The organism is Nocardioides aequoreus, from assembly GCF_000720335.1.
Classification (GTDB): Bacteria; Actinomycetota; Actinomycetes; order Propionibacteriales; family Nocardioidaceae; genus Marmoricola; species Marmoricola aequoreus.
Genome location: NZ_JOJN01000003.1, coordinates 289,465 through 306,918, shown reverse-complemented (window position 1 = coordinate 306,918; position 17,454 = coordinate 289,465). Strand labels below are relative to the sequence as shown.

At 74.1% G+C, this 17,454-nt stretch carries 19 protein-coding genes; 8 read left to right on the top strand and 11 right to left on the bottom strand.

Going from position 1 to position 17,454, the window contains the following annotated elements; all coding sequences use genetic code 11:
- Window positions 1–3: 3 nt before the first annotated feature.
- From IG63_RS0107900 to IG63_RS0107885, 4 genes are all read left to right on the top strand, one after another.
- Complete coding sequence (locus tag IG63_RS0107900; protein WP_051706367.1) at window positions 4–228, top strand: DUF6458 family protein; 225 nt, start codon at window positions 4–6, stop codon at window positions 226–228.
- A gap of 91 nt (window positions 229–319) precedes the next feature.
- A complete protein-coding gene (locus IG63_RS0107895) occupies window positions 320–1,135 on the top strand; it encodes a maleylpyruvate isomerase family mycothiol-dependent enzyme (protein ID WP_030483836.1) in 816 nt (271 codons plus the stop codon).
- Between the two features lie 7 nt (window positions 1,136–1,142).
- On the top strand, window positions 1,143–2,054 hold the full coding sequence (locus tag IG63_RS0107890; RefSeq protein ID WP_051706361.1) for an SDR family NAD(P)-dependent oxidoreductase: 912 nt from the start codon (window positions 1,143–1,145) through the stop codon (window positions 2,052–2,054).
- On the top strand, window positions 2,051–2,545 hold the full coding sequence (locus IG63_RS0107885) for a GNAT family N-acetyltransferase (protein WP_245604363.1): 495 nt from the start codon (window positions 2,051–2,053) through the stop codon (window positions 2,543–2,545). Before IG63_RS0107890 ends, IG63_RS0107885 begins: the two co-directional genes overlap by 4 nt.
- On the opposite strand, the gene IG63_RS0107880 is transcribed toward IG63_RS0107885, so the two are convergent.
- On the bottom strand, window positions 2,532–3,194 hold the full coding sequence (locus IG63_RS0107880) for a hypothetical protein (RefSeq protein WP_157210071.1): 663 nt from the start codon (window positions 3,192–3,194) through the stop codon (window positions 2,532–2,534). The two genes, IG63_RS0107885 and IG63_RS0107880, sit on opposite strands and share 14 nt — an antisense overlap.
- 74 nt (window positions 3,195–3,268) lie before the next feature.
- Between IG63_RS0107880 and IG63_RS0107875 the strand changes: the two genes are divergently transcribed.
- Window positions 3,269–4,276, top strand: a complete 1,008-nt coding sequence (locus IG63_RS0107875) for an NAD-dependent epimerase/dehydratase family protein (protein WP_030483832.1) — start codon at window positions 3,269–3,271, stop codon at window positions 4,274–4,276.
- Window positions 4,277–4,297: 21 nt separating this feature from the next.
- Here IG63_RS0107875 and IG63_RS0107870 read toward each other — a convergent pair whose 3' ends face one another.
- The 6 genes from IG63_RS0107870 to IG63_RS0107845 all read right to left on the bottom strand — a co-directional run bounded on the left by IG63_RS0107870 (window position 4,298) and on the right by IG63_RS0107845 (window position 10,599).
- Window positions 4,298–5,095: an ABC transporter permease subunit gene (locus IG63_RS0107870; RefSeq protein WP_030483831.1), complete on the bottom strand. Its 798-nt coding sequence runs from the start codon at window positions 5,093–5,095 to the stop codon at window positions 4,298–4,300.
- On the bottom strand, window positions 5,095–6,045 hold the full coding sequence (locus IG63_RS0107865) for an ABC transporter ATP-binding protein (RefSeq protein WP_030483830.1): 951 nt from the start codon (window positions 6,043–6,045) through the stop codon (window positions 5,095–5,097). Before IG63_RS0107865 ends, IG63_RS0107870 begins: the two co-directional genes overlap by 1 nt.
- A 70-nt stretch (window positions 6,046–6,115) precedes the next feature.
- On the bottom strand, window positions 6,116–7,594 hold the full coding sequence (locus IG63_RS0107860; protein WP_030483829.1) for a dihydrolipoamide acetyltransferase family protein: 1,479 nt from the start codon (window positions 7,592–7,594) through the stop codon (window positions 6,116–6,118).
- 12 nt (window positions 7,595–7,606) lie between these two features.
- On the bottom strand, window positions 7,607–8,599 hold the full coding sequence (locus IG63_RS0107855; protein WP_030483828.1) for an alpha-ketoacid dehydrogenase subunit beta: 993 nt from the start codon (window positions 8,597–8,599) through the stop codon (window positions 7,607–7,609).
- Complete coding sequence (gene pdhA / locus IG63_RS0107850) at window positions 8,596–9,765, bottom strand: pyruvate dehydrogenase (acetyl-transferring) E1 component subunit alpha (protein ID WP_030483827.1); 1,170 nt, start codon at window positions 9,763–9,765, stop codon at window positions 8,596–8,598. Before pdhA ends, IG63_RS0107855 begins: the two co-directional genes overlap by 4 nt.
- A 183-nt stretch (window positions 9,766–9,948) precedes the next feature.
- Complete coding sequence (locus IG63_RS0107845; RefSeq protein ID WP_051706358.1) at window positions 9,949–10,599, bottom strand: hypothetical protein; 651 nt, start codon at window positions 10,597–10,599, stop codon at window positions 9,949–9,951.
- A gap of 170 nt (window positions 10,600–10,769) precedes the next feature.
- Here IG63_RS0107845 and IG63_RS0107840 point away from each other — a divergent pair, with 170 nt between their 5' ends.
- Window positions 10,770–10,982 carry a hypervirulence associated TUDOR domain-containing protein gene (locus IG63_RS0107840; protein ID WP_030483825.1) on the top strand — a complete coding sequence of 71 codons (213 nt, stop codon included), beginning with the start codon at window positions 10,770–10,772 and terminating at the stop codon, window positions 10,980–10,982.
- On the opposite strand, the gene IG63_RS21390 is transcribed toward IG63_RS0107840, so the two are convergent.
- Window positions 10,979–11,893 carry a MarR family winged helix-turn-helix transcriptional regulator gene (locus IG63_RS21390; protein ID WP_051706356.1) on the bottom strand — a complete coding sequence of 305 codons (915 nt, stop codon included), beginning with the start codon at window positions 11,891–11,893 and terminating at the stop codon, window positions 10,979–10,981. The two genes, IG63_RS0107840 and IG63_RS21390, sit on opposite strands and share 4 nt — an antisense overlap.
- 113 nt (window positions 11,894–12,006) lie before the next feature.
- Between IG63_RS21390 and IG63_RS0107830 the strand changes: the two genes are divergently transcribed.
- Window positions 12,007–13,602 carry an MFS transporter gene (locus tag IG63_RS0107830; protein ID WP_051706354.1) on the top strand — a complete coding sequence of 532 codons (1,596 nt, stop codon included), beginning with the start codon at window positions 12,007–12,009 and terminating at the stop codon, window positions 13,600–13,602.
- Between the two features lie 18 nt (window positions 13,603–13,620).
- Here the strand turns inward: IG63_RS0107830 and IG63_RS0107825 are convergent, their stop codons facing one another.
- From IG63_RS0107825 to IG63_RS0107815, 3 genes are read right to left on the bottom strand one after another with little or no spacing between them, the layout of a single operon-like run.
- Window positions 13,621–14,580, bottom strand: coding sequence for a glutathione S-transferase family protein (locus IG63_RS0107825; RefSeq protein ID WP_030483822.1), 960 nt, complete (start codon window positions 14,578–14,580; stop codon window positions 13,621–13,623).
- Window positions 14,581–14,617: 37 nt separating this feature from the next.
- Window positions 14,618–15,703, bottom strand: a complete 1,086-nt coding sequence (gene hisC, locus IG63_RS0107820; protein WP_030483821.1) for a histidinol-phosphate transaminase — start codon at window positions 15,701–15,703, stop codon at window positions 14,618–14,620.
- A 28-nt stretch (window positions 15,704–15,731) separates the two neighbouring features.
- The gene (locus IG63_RS0107815; protein WP_051706353.1) at window positions 15,732–16,646 is read right to left on the bottom strand and encodes a dimethylarginine dimethylaminohydrolase family protein; all 915 of its coding nucleotides are present in this window, start codon (window positions 16,644–16,646) and stop codon (window positions 15,732–15,734) included.
- A gap of 110 nt (window positions 16,647–16,756) precedes the next feature.
- Between IG63_RS0107815 and IG63_RS0107810 the strand changes: the two genes are divergently transcribed.
- A complete protein-coding gene (locus IG63_RS0107810) occupies window positions 16,757–17,449 on the top strand; it encodes a GntR family transcriptional regulator (protein ID WP_051706351.1) in 693 nt (230 codons plus the stop codon).
- Window positions 17,450–17,454 lie beyond the last annotated feature (5 nt).

Genomic DNA, 17,454 nt, shown 5'->3' with positions numbered 1-17,454 from the left:
GCCATGGGCATCGGACTCGGAGTCGTGCTGCTGCTGATCGGCCTCATCCTGGCCCTCGGCGCGGTCTCGCTCCCTGCCAGCATCGAGAACGCCGTCGCGTCCGACACGCTGGGGTGGATCTTCGTGATCGTCGGCGTGCTGGCGATCGTGCTGGCGATGGTGATGAACAAGCAGCGTCACTCCAGCACCCACACCCACGTCGAGGAGCGCCGCGTCGACGGCACCTGACGACGCACCGGCGGCTCCGCCAGACCGCCGCACCACGACCCGCCCCCGCCCGGAGGCGGGTCGTCGTGCGTCCCGGCCTACCTTGGCCCCCATGAGCGATGATGCGCAGAGGCTGTGGCGACTGGTCGAGGTGTGGCTGCTGGCGGTCGACGACCTCACCACCCTGGTCGCCGACCTCGATCCCTCCGACGGCCTGGTCGCTACCGACCTCCCGGGGTGGAACGTCGCCGACAACCTCGCCCACCTCGCCCACCTCGAGGCCGTGCTGGCCGGGGCGCCCGAGCACGACGTCGAGGTGCCCGAAGCCCCGCACCTGCAGCGGCCGATGCAGTACTACACCGAGGCGGGCGTGCTCGCGCGCCGCGGGCGGCTGCTGCCCGAGCTCGTCGAGGAGCTGCGCGAGGCGGTCACCACCCGGTACGCCGCCCTCCGCGCCGACCCGCCCACCGACGCGAGCGCCCCACCCCCGCGCACGCCCGGCGGCGTCGGGTGGGACACCGGCACGGTGCTGCGCAACCGACCCTTCGACGTCTGGCTGCACGAGCAGGACATCCGGCGTGCGCTCGGACGCCCCGGCGGTCTCGACGGCGCCCCCGCGCGGCACACGCTCAGCGTGCTGGTCGCCGGGCTGCCGATGGTCGTGGGCAAGCGGGTGGCGCCCGAGGTCGGTCGCGGCGTGCGGCTCGAGCTGCCTCAGGCCGGCCTCGGCGTCACGGCCGTGGTGGGCGACGACGGCCGCGCCCGCTTCGACGAGGACGCCGTCCCGGCGACCACGGTCCGGCTGACCACCGAGGACTACGTCGTGCTCGCGGCGGGCCGGCGGCCACCCGAGGCGACGGCGCCGGAGGTCGAGGGCGACCGCGAGCTCGCCGCACGCCTGCTCGCCTCGCTGGCGGTCACCCCGTGAGCACCCCATGAGCACGCCGTGGTCGCCCGACGACCTGCCCGACCTCACCGGCCGCCGCGCCCTGGTCACGGGCGCGGGCAGCGCGCTCGGCCGCGAGACCGCGCTGGCGCTCGCCGGTCGCGGCGCCGAGCTGCTCCTCGCCGACCACGACCTCGACGCCCTCGGTGACGCCGTGCGCCGCGTCGACGCCGCCGGTGCCGCGCGACCCGTCGCGGTGCCGCTCGACCTGGCCGACCTCGACTCGGTGCGCGACGCGGCGGCGCACGCGCGCAGCGTCGCGCTCGAGGGCCTCGACCTGCTGGTGCTGCACGACGCGGGGCGCGAGCGCGGCGCGACGACGTCCGACGGCGAGGAGGTCGCCCTGGTGGCGCGCGCCTGGGGACCCTTCCTGCTGGTCGCCCGGCTGCACGACCTGCTCGGGCGCGTGGTCAGCGTGGTGCCGCCCTCCTACCGGCTGGCGCGCGAGGTCTCGGCCGAGCTCGACGAGGAGGGGATGCTGCGGCGCACGGGCTGGGGCGGGCCGTCGGAGGCCGCGCTCGCGACGCTGCTGCTCGCCCTCGAGCTCGACGCGCGCGCCCGGGACGCCGGCGCCGGGCTGCGCAGCCTGGCCGCCGTCGCCGGGCTCGACGTCTCCGGTCCGCTCGGACGCGCCGAGCAGGTGCGCCGCGGCCGCGGTCCGAGCATCCTCGACGCCGCCGCCCGGGCCGTCGGCCAGCGGGGCGAGGTCGCGCACCACCCGGTGCTGATGGCGGCCACGGCCGACCTCCCGGGCTCGACGGTCGTCGGGCTCGGCGGTGCGCTCGGGCTGGGTACGACGGCGCGCATCGTCAACCCGCCGCGCACCGCCCGCGACCGCGAGCTGCGCGCCCGGCTGTGGGCGCTCGCCGTCGAGCACGCCGGGGCCGAGCCGTGGGCGTGACCCGCACCCGGCCGATGGTCCCCGACGACCACGCCGAGGTGCTCGCCCTCAACGCCGACTTCGTCGAGCTGCTGTCGCCGATCGACGAGGAGCGGCTGCAGCGCCTGGTGGCCTGGTCCGACCGCGCCCTCGTGGTGGAGCTCGACGGCGGCTTCGCCGGCTTCGTGCTCACCTTCGCGACGGGGTCGGCGTACGACGGGGAGAACTTCGCCTGGTTCGGCGCCCGGTACGACGACCTGCACTACCTCGACCGCATCGTGCTCGCTCCGCACACGCGGCGCCAGGGCGTGGCCAGCGCCGTCTACGACGAGCTCGAGCGCGACTGCGGCCGGCCGGTGCTCTGCCTCGAGGTCAACCTCGAGCCGCCCAACGAGGCGTCGCTGGCCTTCCACCGCGGTCGCGGCTACGTCGAGGTGGGGCAGCGGGAGTCGGGCGGCCACCTGGTCTCGATGATGGCCAAGGCCCTGGCGCCCGACCTCAGTGCTGGCTGATCCAGCGGGGTCGCACGGTGCGCACCTGCAGGTCGACGCGCGAGAGCGGGGGGTGCACGCCGGCGCTGAAGCGGCGCTCGAAGAGACCGGCCAGCTCGCGCAGGTCGCCGGGCGACATCTTCAGGCAGCCGTTGGACTTGTAGTCGTTGATCCGCGGCCACTCCCAGCGGCAGAGCTGGTCGCCCGGCCGGTCGGCGCACTGGCGGCTCCCGGCCCCCTGCTCGGTGTGGATGAAGAGGCTCCGGCGCACCGTGCCGTCGCGGCAGGCCTTGTCGTCCATCCGGAAGGCGCGGCCCTTGATCGCGTTGCCGCCGTAGTCGCGGTGGTAGGTGAGCCGGTAGCTGCCGTCGGGCGGCCAGCCGACCGAGCGGACGCAGGGGTCCTTGCCACCCCTGGCCGGGAGTCCGGCGCCGGCGCGCCAGTCGCGCCGCTCGACGAGCCGCTCCTCGGCCCCGCGGCGCTCGTAGAGACTCCAGACGAGCCGCGAGTCGAAGGGGTCGTCGTGGTTCTTGGCGAAGACGAGCACCGCCCGGTGGCTCGGCGCGGCGGCCTCCGCGGTGGCGGTGGCCCACGCGGGCAGCAGCGCCAGCACGAGGCCGAGGAGCACGCTCGGCACGACTCCGGGCACCACACCTGTCACTCTGGTCACTGCTGCACCCTAGGGCGTACCGGTGTCCGCTACGGGTGGTTGGCTGCGCGTCGCCTGCAGGAGAGGGTGGGGCCATGAGGCTCTTGGTGCTCGGAGGCACGGTCTTCCTCTCCCACGAGGTCGCCGCGGAGGCAGTGCGCCGCGGCCACGACGTGACGTGCGCGGCACGCGGCACGTCGGGCGAGGTGCCCGAGGGCGCCCGGCTGGCCCGGCTCGACCGCACCGACCCCGACTGGTCGGTCCTCGAGGGCGACTTCGACGCCGTGGTCGACGTCGCCCGCACCCCCTCGTGGGTCTCCGCCGCGCTCGACGCGCTCGGCGAGCGGGCGGCGTACTGGCTGCTGGTCTCCTCGATCAGCGTGTACGCCGACCACGCCACGCCCCACGGCAGCCCCGAGACGCTGCCGCTGCTCGAGCCGCTGTGGCAGGAGGACGTCGAGACGACGCCGGAGACCTACGGCGGCCACAAGGTCGCGTGCGAGCAGCTCGTCCGGGAGCGGGCGGCGTCCTCGCTGGTGGTCCGACCCGGGCTCCTCGTGGGTCCCGGCGACCCCAGCGGCCGCTTCTCCTACTGGCCCGACCGGCTCGCGGAGGGGGGCGACGTGCTCGCCCCCGGCGCGCCCGAGCGCGACGTCCAGGTGCTCGACGTCCGCGACCTCGCCGCGTGGCTGGTCGACTGCGCCGAGCAGCAGCGCACCGGGGTGCTCGACGCGACCGGCTGGATCACCACCATGGGCGAGCTGCTCGAGGCCGTCGCCGAGGGGGTCGGGAGCGACGCCCGGCTCTTCTGGGCCCACCCCGGCTTCCTGCGCCGCCACCAGGTGGAGCCGTGGGCGGGTCCGCGGTCGCTGCCGCTGTGGCTGCCCGAGGAGATGGGCGGCATGCTGACCCACGACGTCTGCGCGACCTTCGAGGCGGGCCTGCGGACCCGCCCGGTGGCCGAGACCGCCGCCGACACCCTCGCCTGGCTGCGCACCCCCGCCGGTCGGGGCCAGGTCACCGGCCTCGCCCGCGCCGAGGAGCAGGACCTCCTCGACGACTGGCACCTCACCACCCTCGGCGCGAGCGCCCCCCACGCCTGACCCGGCGTGCGCGCGGGAGGGTCAGCTGACGTCGCGGCGGGCGGTGAGCACGGAGCCGGCGCCGGCCAGCACCGCGGCCCAGGCGGTCAGCGTGAGGGCGGCCGCCCACCACTCCAGACGCTGCTGGTCCGGGCTCTGCTGCACGGCGTCGATGATGGCGTTGGTCGCCTCCGAGGGCATGTACGGCGCGAGGTTCTCCCGGCCGAACTCGAAGGCGCGCAGCGCCAGCCCGAGCAGCGGCTCGACGATCCAGGCCACACCGACCCCGATCAGCAGGGCCGCGACCTGGTTGGGGATCAGGATGCCGACGCCGAGCCCGATCAGCGCCCACAGGCCGAGCACGAGCAGGCTCAGCGCCAGGGTGCGCGCGACGTCGCCGGAGGGGAAGGCCTCCTCACCACGGGCCGTCAGCACCAGGGCCCCGACGAGCACCGATCCAGCCAGGCTCACCAGGCCGTAGCCCGCGCCGATCGCCAGCAGCGCGACGACCTTGGCGGCGATCACCCGGAGCCGGTGGGGCTGGGCCAGGAAGGTCGAGGTGATGGTGTGGTGGCGGTACTCCGAGCCGATCTGGATCACGCCGATCGTCAGCATCAGCAGGTAGCCGATGCTCAGCCCGCCGGTGTAGACGCTGTTGGCGACCTGCGTGGCGTCGCCGGTCGGCATGCCCTGCATCGACTCCTCGCCGAAGGCCCCGGTGAAGAGCAGCCCGAAGAGCAGCGCGAAGGCCGCCCCGGCCAGGAAGATGCCGATCGCCATCCCCCACCACAGCCGGGTGGTGAAGAACTTCAGCAGCTCGGCCCTGATCGCGCCGGTCATCACGCGGCTCCTTCCCGGGTGGCCCCGGCGACGGGGCCGAGGTTGCGGTTGGTGCCCTCGGTGAGGGAGAAGAAGAGCTGCTCGAGGTCGGCCCGCTGCGGCGTCAGCTCCCACACGGGCAGCCCGGCGGCCAGCGCGACGTCGCCGACCACCCGCGGGTCGGCCGTGCGCACCACGAGCCCGCCGTCGCCCCCCGGCTCGACGGCGAGCTCGCGCGCGTTGAGGGCCTCGGCGAGCGCCGAGGCGTCGGAGGTGCGGACGAGCACCGACGGCTCTCCCTGGAGGTCGGCCATGGTGCCCTCCCGGACGAGCCGTCCGTTGGCGAGGATGACGACGTCGTCGGCGGTCTGCGACACCTCCTGGAGCAGGTGGCTGGAGACCAGGACGGTCTTGCCGTGCTCGCGGCTCAGCATCCGCAGGAAGCCCCGCAGCCAGCGGATGCCCTCCGGGTCGAGGCCGTTGGCGGGCTCGTCGAGCACCAGCACGCGGGGGTCGCCGAGCAGGGCCGCGGCGAGGGCGAGCCGCTGCCGCATGCCCATCGAGTAGGCCCCCGCCCGGCGGCGGGCGAAGGCCGGGATCCCGGTCAGCTCGAGCATCTCGTCGACCCGGCTCGTGGGGATGCCGGCGGTCGTGGCGAGCACCCGCAGGTGGTCGCGCCCCGAGCGCCCGGGGTGGAAGTTGGTCGCCTCGAGCGCCGCCCCGACCACCGAGAGCGGCGAGACGAGGTCGGCGTACGCCTGACCGTCGATGAGCACGTCGCCCGAGGTCGGTCGCACCAGCCCGAGCGCCATCCGCAGCGTGGTCGTCTTGCCGGCGCCGTTGGGCCCCAGGAAGCCGGTGATGCGGCCGGGCTCGACGGTGAAGGTGAGGTCGTCGACGGCGGTGAAGCCGCCGAAGCGCTTGGTGAGCCCGCGTACCTCCACGCGGGCGCCTGTGCTGCGGGAGTCCATGCCGAGGACGCTACGGGTCGCCGTGGGGGCGGGCCAAGTCGCGGACGTCACCGGCACGTCATGACGTCTGTCACGCGTAGAGCAGCGCGCTGGCGGGGTCCTCCATGATCGCGGCGACGTCGGCCAGGAAGCGCGAGCCGGCCTCGCCGTCGACGTGCCGGTGGTCGAAGGAGAGCGCCAGCGTGCAGACGTCGCGGATCTCCAGCCGCTCCTCCGCGCCGGTGCCCACGACCCACGGCGCCCGCCTGGTAGCGCCGAAGCAGAGGATCGCGGACTCGCCCGGGTTGATGATCGGGGTGCCGGCGTCGACGCCGAAGACCCCGACGTTGGTGATGGTGAAGCTGCCGCCCGCCATGTCGGCGGGCTGCGTGCGACCCTCCCGCGCCGTGGCCGTCAGCGCGGCCAGCGCCTCGGCCAGGCCGCGCAGGTCGAGCGCGTCGGCGTCCTTGACGTTGGGCACCACCAGCCCGCGCGGGGTGGCCGCGGCGATGCCGAGGTTGACGTAGCGCTTGAAGACGACCTCCTGGGCGGCGTCGTCCCACGTGGAGTTGACGACCGGCGTACGCCGCAGCGCGAGCAGCGCGGCCTTGGCCAGCACCAGCAGCGGGCTGACCTTGACGTCGCGGAAGTCGCGGTGGGCGCGCAGCCGCTCGACGAGCTCGGTGGTGCGGGTGACGTCGACGGTCACCCACTCGGTGACGTGGGGGGCGGTGAAGGCGGAGCCCACCATCGCCTCGCCCATCATCTTGCGCACGCCCTTGACCGGCTCGCGCCACTCCCGCTCGCCGGGTCTTCCGGCCACGGGGCTCTCGGAGCTCGGCGTGTCGCGTGCCTTCGGCCCCAGAGGGCCTCCCGAGGCGGCGGCCTGCACGTCGTCGCGGGTGACCGTGCCGCCGGCGCCGGAGGGGGTCAGGTCGGCGAGGTCGACGCCGAGGTCCTTCGCCAGCTTGCGCACCGGCGGCTTGGCGAGCACGCGGACGTCGCCGCGGGCGCGGTCGGGCACGAAGGCGTCGGGCGGCCCCTCGACCCGGGCGGCCCGGGCGGGCACGGCCGGCTCCTCGGACTCCACGACCGGCTGGCTCTGCGCGCCGCCGGGCGCGAAGGCGCCCTGCAGCTGCATCTGGGTGGCGGCGGCCGCCGGGCTCGAGGGCGAGGCCGAGCCCTTGCGCGGACGCCGCTGCGGCCCGCGGTCGGCCTTGTTGCGGCCGACCAGGCTCTCGCCCTCGCCGCCTCCGGAGGCGGCGGGGTTGGAGAGGTCGATGACCATGTCGGCGACAGGCGGCTCCTCCCGGGCGGGCGCCGGCGACGTCGCGTCGGCGGCACCGATCGAGATGATCGGCGTGCCGACCTCGACGGTCTCGCCCTCGGCGACGAGCAGGGCAGTGACGGTGCCGGCGTACGGCGAGGGCAGCTCGACGATCGACTTCGCGGTCTCGATGTCGACGACGACGTCGTTGATCTCGATCGTGTCGCCCTCCTTGACGCGCCAGGCCACGATCTCGGCCTCGGTCAGCCCCTCGCCGACGTCGGGCAGCAGGTAGTCAGCCACGGTGTCCTCCGGTCAGTAGGCGAGCGAGCGGTCGACGGCGTCGAGCACGCGGTCGAGGTCGGGCAGGAAGTCCTCCTCGATGCGGGAGGCGGGGTACGGCGTGTCGAAGCCGCCGACCCGCAGCACCGGGGCCTCCAGCGAGTAGAAGCACTCCTCGGCGACCCGGGCGGCGACCTCCGCCCCCATGCCGAGGTTGACGTGCGCCTCGTGGCACACGACCAGGCGGCCGGTGCGGCGCACCGAGTCGTAGACCGGGTCGAGGTCGAGCGGGCTGAGGGTGCGCAGGTCGACCACCTCGAGGCTCTGGCCCTCGGTGGCGGCGGCCTCGGCGGCCCGCATCGCGGTCTTGACCGTCGGGCCGTAGGCGACCACGGTGGCGTCGGTGCCGCGGCGCACGACGCGGGAGGCGAAGAGCGGCTCCGGGGTCGTCGTCTCGTCGAGGTCGGCCTTGTCGGCGTGGTACTGCCGCTTGGGCTCCAGGAAGACCACCGGGTCGTCGCTGGCGATGGCCTGCTGGATCATCCAGTAGCCGTCGACGGGGTTGGAGCACGCGACGACCTTGAGGCCGGGGGTGTGGGCGAACTGCGCCTCGGGGCTCTCGGAGTGGTGCTCGACCGCACCGATGCCGCCGCCGAAGGGGATCCGGATCACCATCGGCATCGGCGTGCGGCCCTTCGACCGGTAGCACATCTTCGCGACCTGGCAGACGATCTGGTCGTACGCCGGGTAGACGAAGCCGTCGAACTGGATCTCCACCACCGGGCGGTAGCCGCGCAGCGCCATGCCGACGGCCGTGCCCACGATGCCCGACTCCGCCAGCGGGGAGTCGATCACGCGGTCCTCGCCGAAGTCCTTCTGCAGGCCGTCGGTGATCCGGAAGACGCCGCCGAGCTTGCCGACGTCCTCCCCCATCACCAGCACCTTGGGGTCGTCCTCCATCGCCCGGCGCAACCCCATGTTGAGGCCCTTGGCGAGGGTGATCCGGGTGGTCCGCTGCGCGCTCATCGGCCGGCCTCCTCGAAGGACCCGAGGTACGCCGCGTAGCCCTCGCGCTGCGCCCGCAGCTCGGGGGTCTCCTCGGCGTAGACGTGGTCGAACATCGCCGACGGGGCCGGGTCGGGCAGGGCCTTGCAGCCCTCGCGCAGCCGGTGACCCAGGTCGTCGGCCTCCTGCTTGAGGGTCGCCTGGAAGTCGTCGTCGATCAGGCCGTTGCGCCGCAGGTAGACCTCGAGCCGGGCGATGGGGTCCTTGAGCTTCCAGTGCTCCACGTCGTCGTCGACGCGGTAGCGCGTGGGGTCGTCGGTCGTGGTGTGCGCGCCCATCCGGTAGGTGTAGGCCTCGACCAGGGTCGGCCCGCTGCCCTCGCGCGCCCGCTGCAGCGCGGCCTGGGCGACGGCGTACGTCGCGAGCACGTCGTTGCCGTCGACCCGCACGCCGGGGAAGCCGAAGCCGAGGGCGCGCTGGTAGAGCGGGATCCGGCTCTGCCGCTCGATCGGCTCCGAGATCGCCCACTGGTTGTTCTGGCAGAAGAAGACCACCGGCGCCTGGTAGGACGCGGCGAAGATGAAGGCCTCGTTGACGTCGCCCTGGCTGCTCGCGCCGTCGCCGAAGTGCGCCACGACCGCGGTGTCGCGCTCGGGGTCGCCCGTGCCGACCGCGCCGTCGCGCTGGACGCCCATGGCGTAGCCGGTGGCGTGCAGCGCCTGCGCGCCGATGACGATCGTGTAGAGGTGGAAGTTGTTCTCCCGCGGGTCCCAGCGACCGTGGTCGACGCCGCGGAAGAGGCCGAGCAGGTCGAGCGGGTCGACGCCCTTGCACCACGCGACGCCGTGCTCGCGGTAGGTCGGGAAGACGTAGTCCTGGGGACGCAGCGCGCGACCGCAGCCGATCTGCGCCGCCTCCTGGCCCAGCAGCTGCGCCCAGATGCCGAGCTCGCCGTGACGCTGCAGCGCGGTGGCCTCGGTGTCGAGGCGGCGCACGAGCACCATGTCGCGGTAGAAGCCGCGGAGCTGCTCGGCGGAGAAGTCGAGGTCGAAGTCGTCGTGGTGGCGCCGCTCCCCCTCCGGCGTGAGCAGCTGCACCAGCTCGGGACCGCCGTCCTGCTGCTGCGGCCCGAAGACCTCGGCGAGGCCGGGGCCGAAGTCGGGACCGGGGTTCGGGGTAGGCGTCATCGCCGCTCCTTCGTCGTCTCGCACCGCCGCGGGGTCACCGCACCGGCGTTCGTCAGCGCCCGGGCGGCGAGGGTGGTGCCGCGTCCGGGCAGAGCCAGGCGGTGTGACCGGGGCCACACCGTGGGAGAAACCTACCGCGCGGTCAGGTAAGGCCGGAAATCACGGCCGGGTGTCGGCTCGGCGTCAGAGGGCGCGGTCGACGCGCACGTGGTAGCGGCGCCCGACCTTGCCGCCGGCCATGGCGGCCAGCAGGGTGCCGCCGAGGACGACGACGAGGCTGACGACGCCGGCCACGGTCAGGTCCTGGGTGGTGACCGAGAGCGTGGGCAGGTCGGCCCGGTCGAGCACCTGGTAGCGCTCCCCGGCGACCCAGCCGGCGACCGCGGCGAGCACCGCGAAGAGCAGGGCGAGGAGCCAGACGGCGAGGCCCTGGCGGCCGCCATCGAAGCGCGACATCCGGCCGGCGACGTAGCCGCCGGAGTAGTAGGCGACCAGCAGCACGGCCAGCAGCACCACGCCCGTGACGATGCCCGCGGTGGTCAGGTCCGCCCCCGCCTGCAGCTCGTCGACGGTGACGCTCTGCCCGACGACGGCGTACACCGCTCCCACGATCGCGGTGAGCAGCACGGTCATGCCCACGGCGACCATCCAGCCGAAGAAGGCGGCCCCGAGGTTGACGCCCCCGAAGCGCTCGTACGCCGGGTCGACCGGCTCGGCCGCCGGCGGCGCCTGCCCGTCGCGCAGGGTGCCATCGTGCAGGGTCCCGTCGTGCGGGGTCCCTCCGGGCTGCTCCCCCGTGCCGTCCTCCGGACGCTTGCGTCGCATGCTGACCATGGGCTCCTCCTCGATCCGTCCCCCAGTGTGTGTGCGCAGGTGGGTGTGCGCCGTGCTCTGCTGCGCCCCCACCCTCTCCCGCGCGCGGCCCGCAGCCGGGCGCGAAACGCCGACGTGGCCGGGTACCCCCCTCACAGCGTCACGATCGAGGACTCGGGAAGGAGACCGCCATGGCCATCCGCAAGGGCAGCAAGGTCAGCTGGAAGTGGGGCAGCAACACCGCCGAGGGCACGGTGCAGAGCACCCACCACGAGAAGGTGAGCCGGACGTCGAAGGGCGAGCAGGTCACGCGCGACGGCAGCAAGGACGACCCGGCGTACGTCATCGAGCAGGAGGACGGGACGACCGTGCTCAAGCTGAAGAGCGAGCTGCAGGAGTCCTAGGAAGTCGCACTCGTCACGAAGCGCTGCAGCAGCGCGACGAGCCGCGAGCGCTCGGAGGCGTCGAGCACCCCGAGCACGTCGTCCATCGCCCGGCCGGCGGCGCGTCCCGCCTCGGGCAGCACCGCGGCCGAGCCGGGGGTCAGGTGCAGCAGCTGGGTGCGCCGGTCGGTCGTGGAGCGGCGGCGCTCGACCAGGGCGAGTCGCTCGAGCTCGTCGACGATCTGCACGGTGCTGGCAGGGGTGACGCCGAGGGCGCGGGCCAGCGCCACCTGCGGCACCGGGCCGAGCGCGCGCAGCACGGTCGAGGAGCCGAGGTGGCGTGGCTCCAGGCCCCACGGCTCCAGCGCGGCCAGCACGTCACGGTGCGCCACGGCGTGGGCCTTGACGACCAGGAAGCCCAGGGCCGACCACAGCTCGGCCGGGATGTCGGCCGACAGGCGCGGCTCGACCACGCGGCGGAGCAGGTCCGCCAGGTCGGCCCGCTCGGGCACGCTCAGCCCCGGCGCCACCGCGCGCTGCACCCGCAGCACGTGCGCGCGCCAGGTCGCCTCGGCGCGCGTGCCCGCCGGGGTGCGGGAGAGGGCGTAGGAGCGACGGTCCTCAGGGTTGCGCACGCGCGCGACCAGGCCTGCCCGGACGAGGTCGCGCGCGACCTTGGTCATCGTGGTGCGGCTGACCGCGATCCCGTCGGCGAGGTCCTGCTGCGACCGGACGGCGCCCCCCTTGAGCGCGACCAGCACGGCGTAGGCGTGCACGTCGACCTCGTCGGGGAGCTCGGTCGCGGCGGTCGCGGTGACCCGTGCCGCGGCTCGCCAGAGCAGGTGACCGGGCAGGACGGCGAGCTCCGCCAGCAGCACGGGGCCGCCGTCGGCGGGGCTGCCGGAGGCACTCCCGGCGGTCGACTCGGTCACACTCGTACCTTGCCAGATCGTCAGCCACTTGACGGATCCTGCACACGGCGTACCGTACTTCAGGTGATCGTTAACTCCTTGACGGTTGCTCCGCGCCCACCTCACGAGGTCCGATGACCGACACCGCCACCGCGCCCGCCCACCGCGCCGGCCGACCCGCCACCGACCCGAAGTGGTGGACCCTCGCCGCGGTCTGCCTCGGCGTCTTCATGCTGCTGCTCGACATCACGATCGTGAACGTCGCGCTGCCCGACATCCAGACCGAGCTCGACGCCTCGATCTCCGACCTGCAGTGGGTGATCGACGCCTACGCGCTCAGCCTCGCCTCGCTGCTGCTGACCGCGGGCTCGCTGGCCGACCTCTACGGCCGCAAGCGCCTCTTCCTCGTCGGCACCGTGCTCTTCACCCTCGGCTCGATCGCCTGCGGCGCCGCCACCGACATCACCGTGCTGACGTGGTCGCGCGCCTTCCAGGGCATCGGCGGCGCCGCCATGTTCGCCACCGCGCTGGCCCTGCTCGCCAGCGCCTTCCGCGGCAAGGACCGCGGGGTGGCCTTCGGCGCCTTCGGCGCCGTCACGGGCGTCGCGGTCGCGATCGGCCCGGTGCTGGGCGGCGTGCTCACCTCGGGGCTGTCGTGGCGCTGGATCTTCTTCGTCAACGTGCCGCTGTGCCTGGTCGCCCTCGTCGTGACGGCCTGGCGGGTGCGCGAGTCGCACGACCCGCGCGCCGGACGCCCCGACTGGCTCGGCTTCGCGACCTTCTCGGTCGCGCTCGGAGCCCTGGTCTACGGCCTGATCGAGGCCGGTCAGCTCGGCTGGGGCTCGACGCGGGTGCTCTGGTCGCTGGGGGTGGCCGCGGTGCTGCTGGTGGGCTTCGTGGTCAGCCAGCAGCGCCAGCGCTCGCCGATGCTCGACCTGTCGCTGCTGCGCAAGCCGACCTTCGTCGGCGGCCTGGTCGCGGCGTTCGGCGTCTCGGCGTCGATCTTCTCGCTGCTGACCTACCTGGTCATCTACGTGCAGAACGTGCTCGGCTACTCCGCGGTCGAGACCGGCGTCCGCTTCCTCTTCCTCTCGGCGGCGTCCTTCGTCGCGGCCGTCGCGGCGGGCCGGCTCACCGAGAAGGTGCCGGTGAAGTGGCTCATCGCCCCCGGCTTCCTGCTGCTCGGCACCGGGCTGCTGCTGCTGCGCGGCCTGACGACCGAGTCGGCCTGGACCCACCTGATCCCCGGCATGGTGGTCTGCGGGCTCGCGATCGGCATGATCAACCCGCCGCTCGCCTCGACCGCCGTGGGCGTCGTGCCCGTCGAGCGCTCGGGGATGGCCAGCGGCGTCAACTCGACCTTCCGCCAGGTCGGCATCGCCACCGGCATCGCCGCGCTCGGGTCGATCTTCGCCCAGCAGGTCACCGACGCCGTCCGCCCTGCGCTCGCGAGCGCCGTCCCCTCCGGCGACGCGCTCGACGGCCTCGTCGCCGCCCTCTCGGGCGGCCAGGTGCGCGCCGCCGCCGAGGCCGCCGGCACCCGGGGTGGCAGCGCGGCCGCCGACCTGGTCACCCAGGTCGGCACCACCGGCGTCGTCGACGCGCTCAACCACATCACGCTGATCTCCGCCGTGGTCGCCTACGTCTGCGGCGCGCTGTGCCTCGTGCTCATCCGCCAGCGCGACTTCGTCGTCCGCGGCGAGGCACCGGCCTCGACCCCCGGCGCCTGACGGCTGGTACGCCGGCGACTACAGCCGCTCGCGGCCGTGGGCCGTGTGCCAGCCGGCGAGGTCGGGACCCTTCGGGACGATGCCCGAGGGGTTCACGTCGGTGTGGACGACGTAGTAGTGCGCCTTGATCTGGTCGAAGTCGACGGTCTCGCCGAAGCCGGGGGTCTGGAAGAGGTCGCGGGCGTAGCCCCAGAGGTTCGGCATCTCGGTGAGCTTGTTGCGGTTGCACTTGAAGTGGCCGTGGTAGACGGGGTCGAAGCGCGCCAGCGTGGTGAAGAGGCGCACGTCGGCCTCGGTGATGGTCGAGCCCATCAGGTAGCGGCGGTCGGCCAGCCGCTCCTCGAGCCAGTCCATCGCGGTCCAGAGCCGGTCGTAGGCGTCGTCATAGGCCTCCTGGGAGCCGGCGAAGCCGCAGCGGTAGACGCCGTTGTTGACCTCGGTGAAGACCCGCTTCATCACCGCGTCCATCTCCTCGCGGACGTCGTCGGGCCACAGGTCCGGCGCGTCGGGGCGGTGGTGGTCGCGCCACTCGAAGAAGAAGTCGTGGGTGATCCACGGGAAGTCGTTGGTCACGACCTGGCCGGTGGACTCCTCCACCATCGCCGGCACGGTGATGCCGCGCGGGTAGTCGGGGAAGCGCGCGAAGTAGGCCTGCTGCAGCCGCTCGATGCCGAGCACCGGGTCGACGCCGCCCGGGTCGAGGTCGAAGGTCCAGCTGCGCGCGTCGTGGGTCGGGCCGCACAGGCCGAGGGAGATGACGTCCTCGAGCCCCAGCAGCCGGCGCACGATGATCGCGCGGTTGGCCCACGGACAGGCCTTGGCCGCCACGAGCCGGTAGCGGCCCGGCTCGACCGGCCACTGCGGCGGGTCGGCGTCGGGCTGCGGGTCCCGGACGATCCGGTCCGGGATGTAGTTCATGTCGCGGTCGAAGCCCTTGCCGGGCTCGACGTACGAGCCGGTCCCCTTGTCACTCCCCATGGGAGCAGTTTGCCCATATCTGACAAGTTTCAACGAGTCAGGGGGTGGAACGTTCCTTCCAGCGCTCCGCGACACCGAGCAGGAGGTCGTTGGCCTCCGGCTCCCCGATGCTCACGCGGACGCCGTCGCCGGCGAAGGGTCGCACCGAGATCCCGGCCTCCTCGGCGGCCGCGGTGAAGCCGAGCGCGTCGGCGCCGAGCGGGAGCCACACGAAGTTGCCCTGGGCGTCCGGCACCTCCCACCCCTGCGCGAGCAGCGCCCCCCGCACGCGGTCGCGCTCGGCCACGAGGGCGTCGACCCGGGCCAGCAGCTCGGGCTCGGCCTCCAGCGCCGCGGCGGCGGCCGCCTGGGCCACGCTGGAGACGCCGAAGGGCAATGAGCAGGCACGCACGGCGGCGGCGACCTCGGGGTGGGCGACCAGGTAGCCGACGCGGAAGCCGGCCAGGCCGTAGGCCTTCGCGAAGGTGCGCATCACCGCGACGTGGGCGTGCTCGGCGAGCAGGGCGACCGGGTCGGCCGGGTCGTCGGCGCGCACGAACTCGCGGTAGGCCTCGTCGACCACGAGCAGCACGTGCGCCGGCACCCGCTCGGCGAAGGCGCGCAGCTCGGTGCCGGTGACGCTGGGCCCCGTCGGGTTGTTGGGGGTGCACACCAGCACCACCCGCGTGCGCTCGGTGATCGCGTCGGCCATCGCGTCGAGGTCGTGGCGGCCGTCGGCCAGCAGCGGTACCCGGACCCCCTCCGCCCCGCTCGCGGTGATCGCGATCGGGTAGGCCTCGAAGGAGCGCCAGGCATGCACCACCTGGTCGCCGGGCTCGCAGAAGGCCTGCAGCAGGTGGTAGAGCACCGCCACCGAGCCGGTGCCGGCGGCCAGCTGACCGGCGTCGACGCCGAGCCGCCCCGCGAGGGCGGCGTAGAGCGCGGTGTTGCCCATGTCGGGGTAGCGGTTCATCTGCCGCGCCGCCCGCTCGGCGGCCTCGACCACGCCGGGCAGCGGCGGGTAGGGGTTCTCGTTGGACGACAGCTTGTAGACGCGACGGCCGTCGCGGGCCACCGGCGGCCTGCCCGCGACGTACGCCGGGATGGCCGCGACCGCGGCCCGCGGCTGGGGAGGTGTGCTCACGCCTCCGACCCTAGGAGGCCCGCGCCGCTCAGGGCAGCAGCACCCGGCCCCCGGGCACCTCCACCAGGTCGCGTCCGAGGCGTACGTCGAGGGGGTTGGTCAGGCAGCGCACCGCGCCGCCGCCCTTCTGCAGCTCGGTCACGTCGACGACGACGACCTCCAGCCCACGCCGCTCGAGCCAGTGCCGCACCCGGTCGGGGCAGGCGGGCATGACGACGGTGCGGCCGACGACCACGGAGTTGGCGCAGAAGGTCATCGTCTCGGCCTCGCTGAGCACCAGGGGGTCGGGCACCAGCGCGAGCAGGGCCTCGGCCGATGCGTCGTCGAGGGCGTCGGGGCAGACCATCGCCGCGGTCTCGGTGAGCGGGCAGAAGGCCAGGTCGAGGTGGTACATCCCCGGGTGCACGATGCGCAGGCCACGCACGGCGACCTGCAGCTCGGTGGCCAGGTGCTTGAGGGCCAGCTCCTCGGTGCGCGGGCCGAAGCCGACCACCAGCTCGCCGCGCCAGGCGAAGGCGTCGCCCGCCTCGAGGTGGGCGCCGACGCCCTCGGCGCCGACGCGCTGCGTGGTGGCGCCGTACGCCGCGAACCAGGCCTGCGCCGCCGGGGTCTCGCCGCGGCGCTCGGCGTAGCGCATGTGCGAGAGCACCACGTGGGGGCTGCCGTCGGGGCGCTGCATGGCGAGCCCGAGATTCATCGCGTAGACCATGTCGGGGGTCTCGGCCAGCTGCGGCAGCACCTCCACCCGCGCGCCGGCGGCCTCGATCGCGCCGACCATGGCGTCCCACTGCGCGCGGGTGCGCACCGGGTCGGGCTGGTCGTCGAGCCGCATGAAGGGGTTGATCGCGTAGTCGATGCGGAAGTGGTCGGGCGAGACGGCCAGGTAGTGGCGGCCCCACTCCAGGGAGCGGTCGAGCGGGCGGGACGGACGAGCAGTGCTCACGGCACCTCCTGGAGACGAGGATCACAGTTGCCTGATTGTCAGACAATCCGACGCCAGTGTCGCACACCCGGGGTTGGCCCGACACGTGATCTGTCCGACAATGAGGGCCGATGCCGCCCTCCTCCGCCAGCGACCCCTACGCCGGGCTCAGCCTCGAGTCGATCTCGACGGTCGACCGTGCGGTGGAGGAGCTGCGCCGCTCCCTCTTCGAGGGCGAGATCGAGCCCGGGACGCCGCTGCGCGAGGTCGCGCTGGCCCACGCCCTGGGGGTCGCGCGCTCCACGGTGCGCGAGGCGCTCGGCGTGCTCGTCGCCGAGGGGCTCGCCGACCGGCTCCCCCGTCGCGGCATCCAGGTGCGCCGCATGGACGCCGTGCAGGTGCGCGAGGTGACCCGCGCGCGACTGGTCGCCGAGAGCGCCGGGGTGCGGGCGTACGCCGGCTCCGGTGCCGAGGCCCGCACCGAGCTGCGCGAGGCGCTGGCGGCGTACGCCGAGGTGCGGACGCTCGACGGGCCGATCACCGAGTTCACCGCCGCCCACCTGCGCGTGCACCGGGCGCTGGTCGGGCTGGCCGGCTCCGAGCGGCTGCTGGCCTTCGCCGACGGGCTCTACGCCGAGATGCGCGTCGCCCTCGCGCACGTCGACCGCTCCCGGGGCAACGCCGCCGAGCAGGTCTACTCCCACGAGAAGCTGGTGCGCCTGGTCGAGTCGGGCGACACCGAGGCCGCCCTGGCCGAGCTCGAGGCCCACCTCGCCGAGGCGGAGAGCTCGCTGCTCGACGTGGTGGTCTCGCGCGACTCCTAGACTCG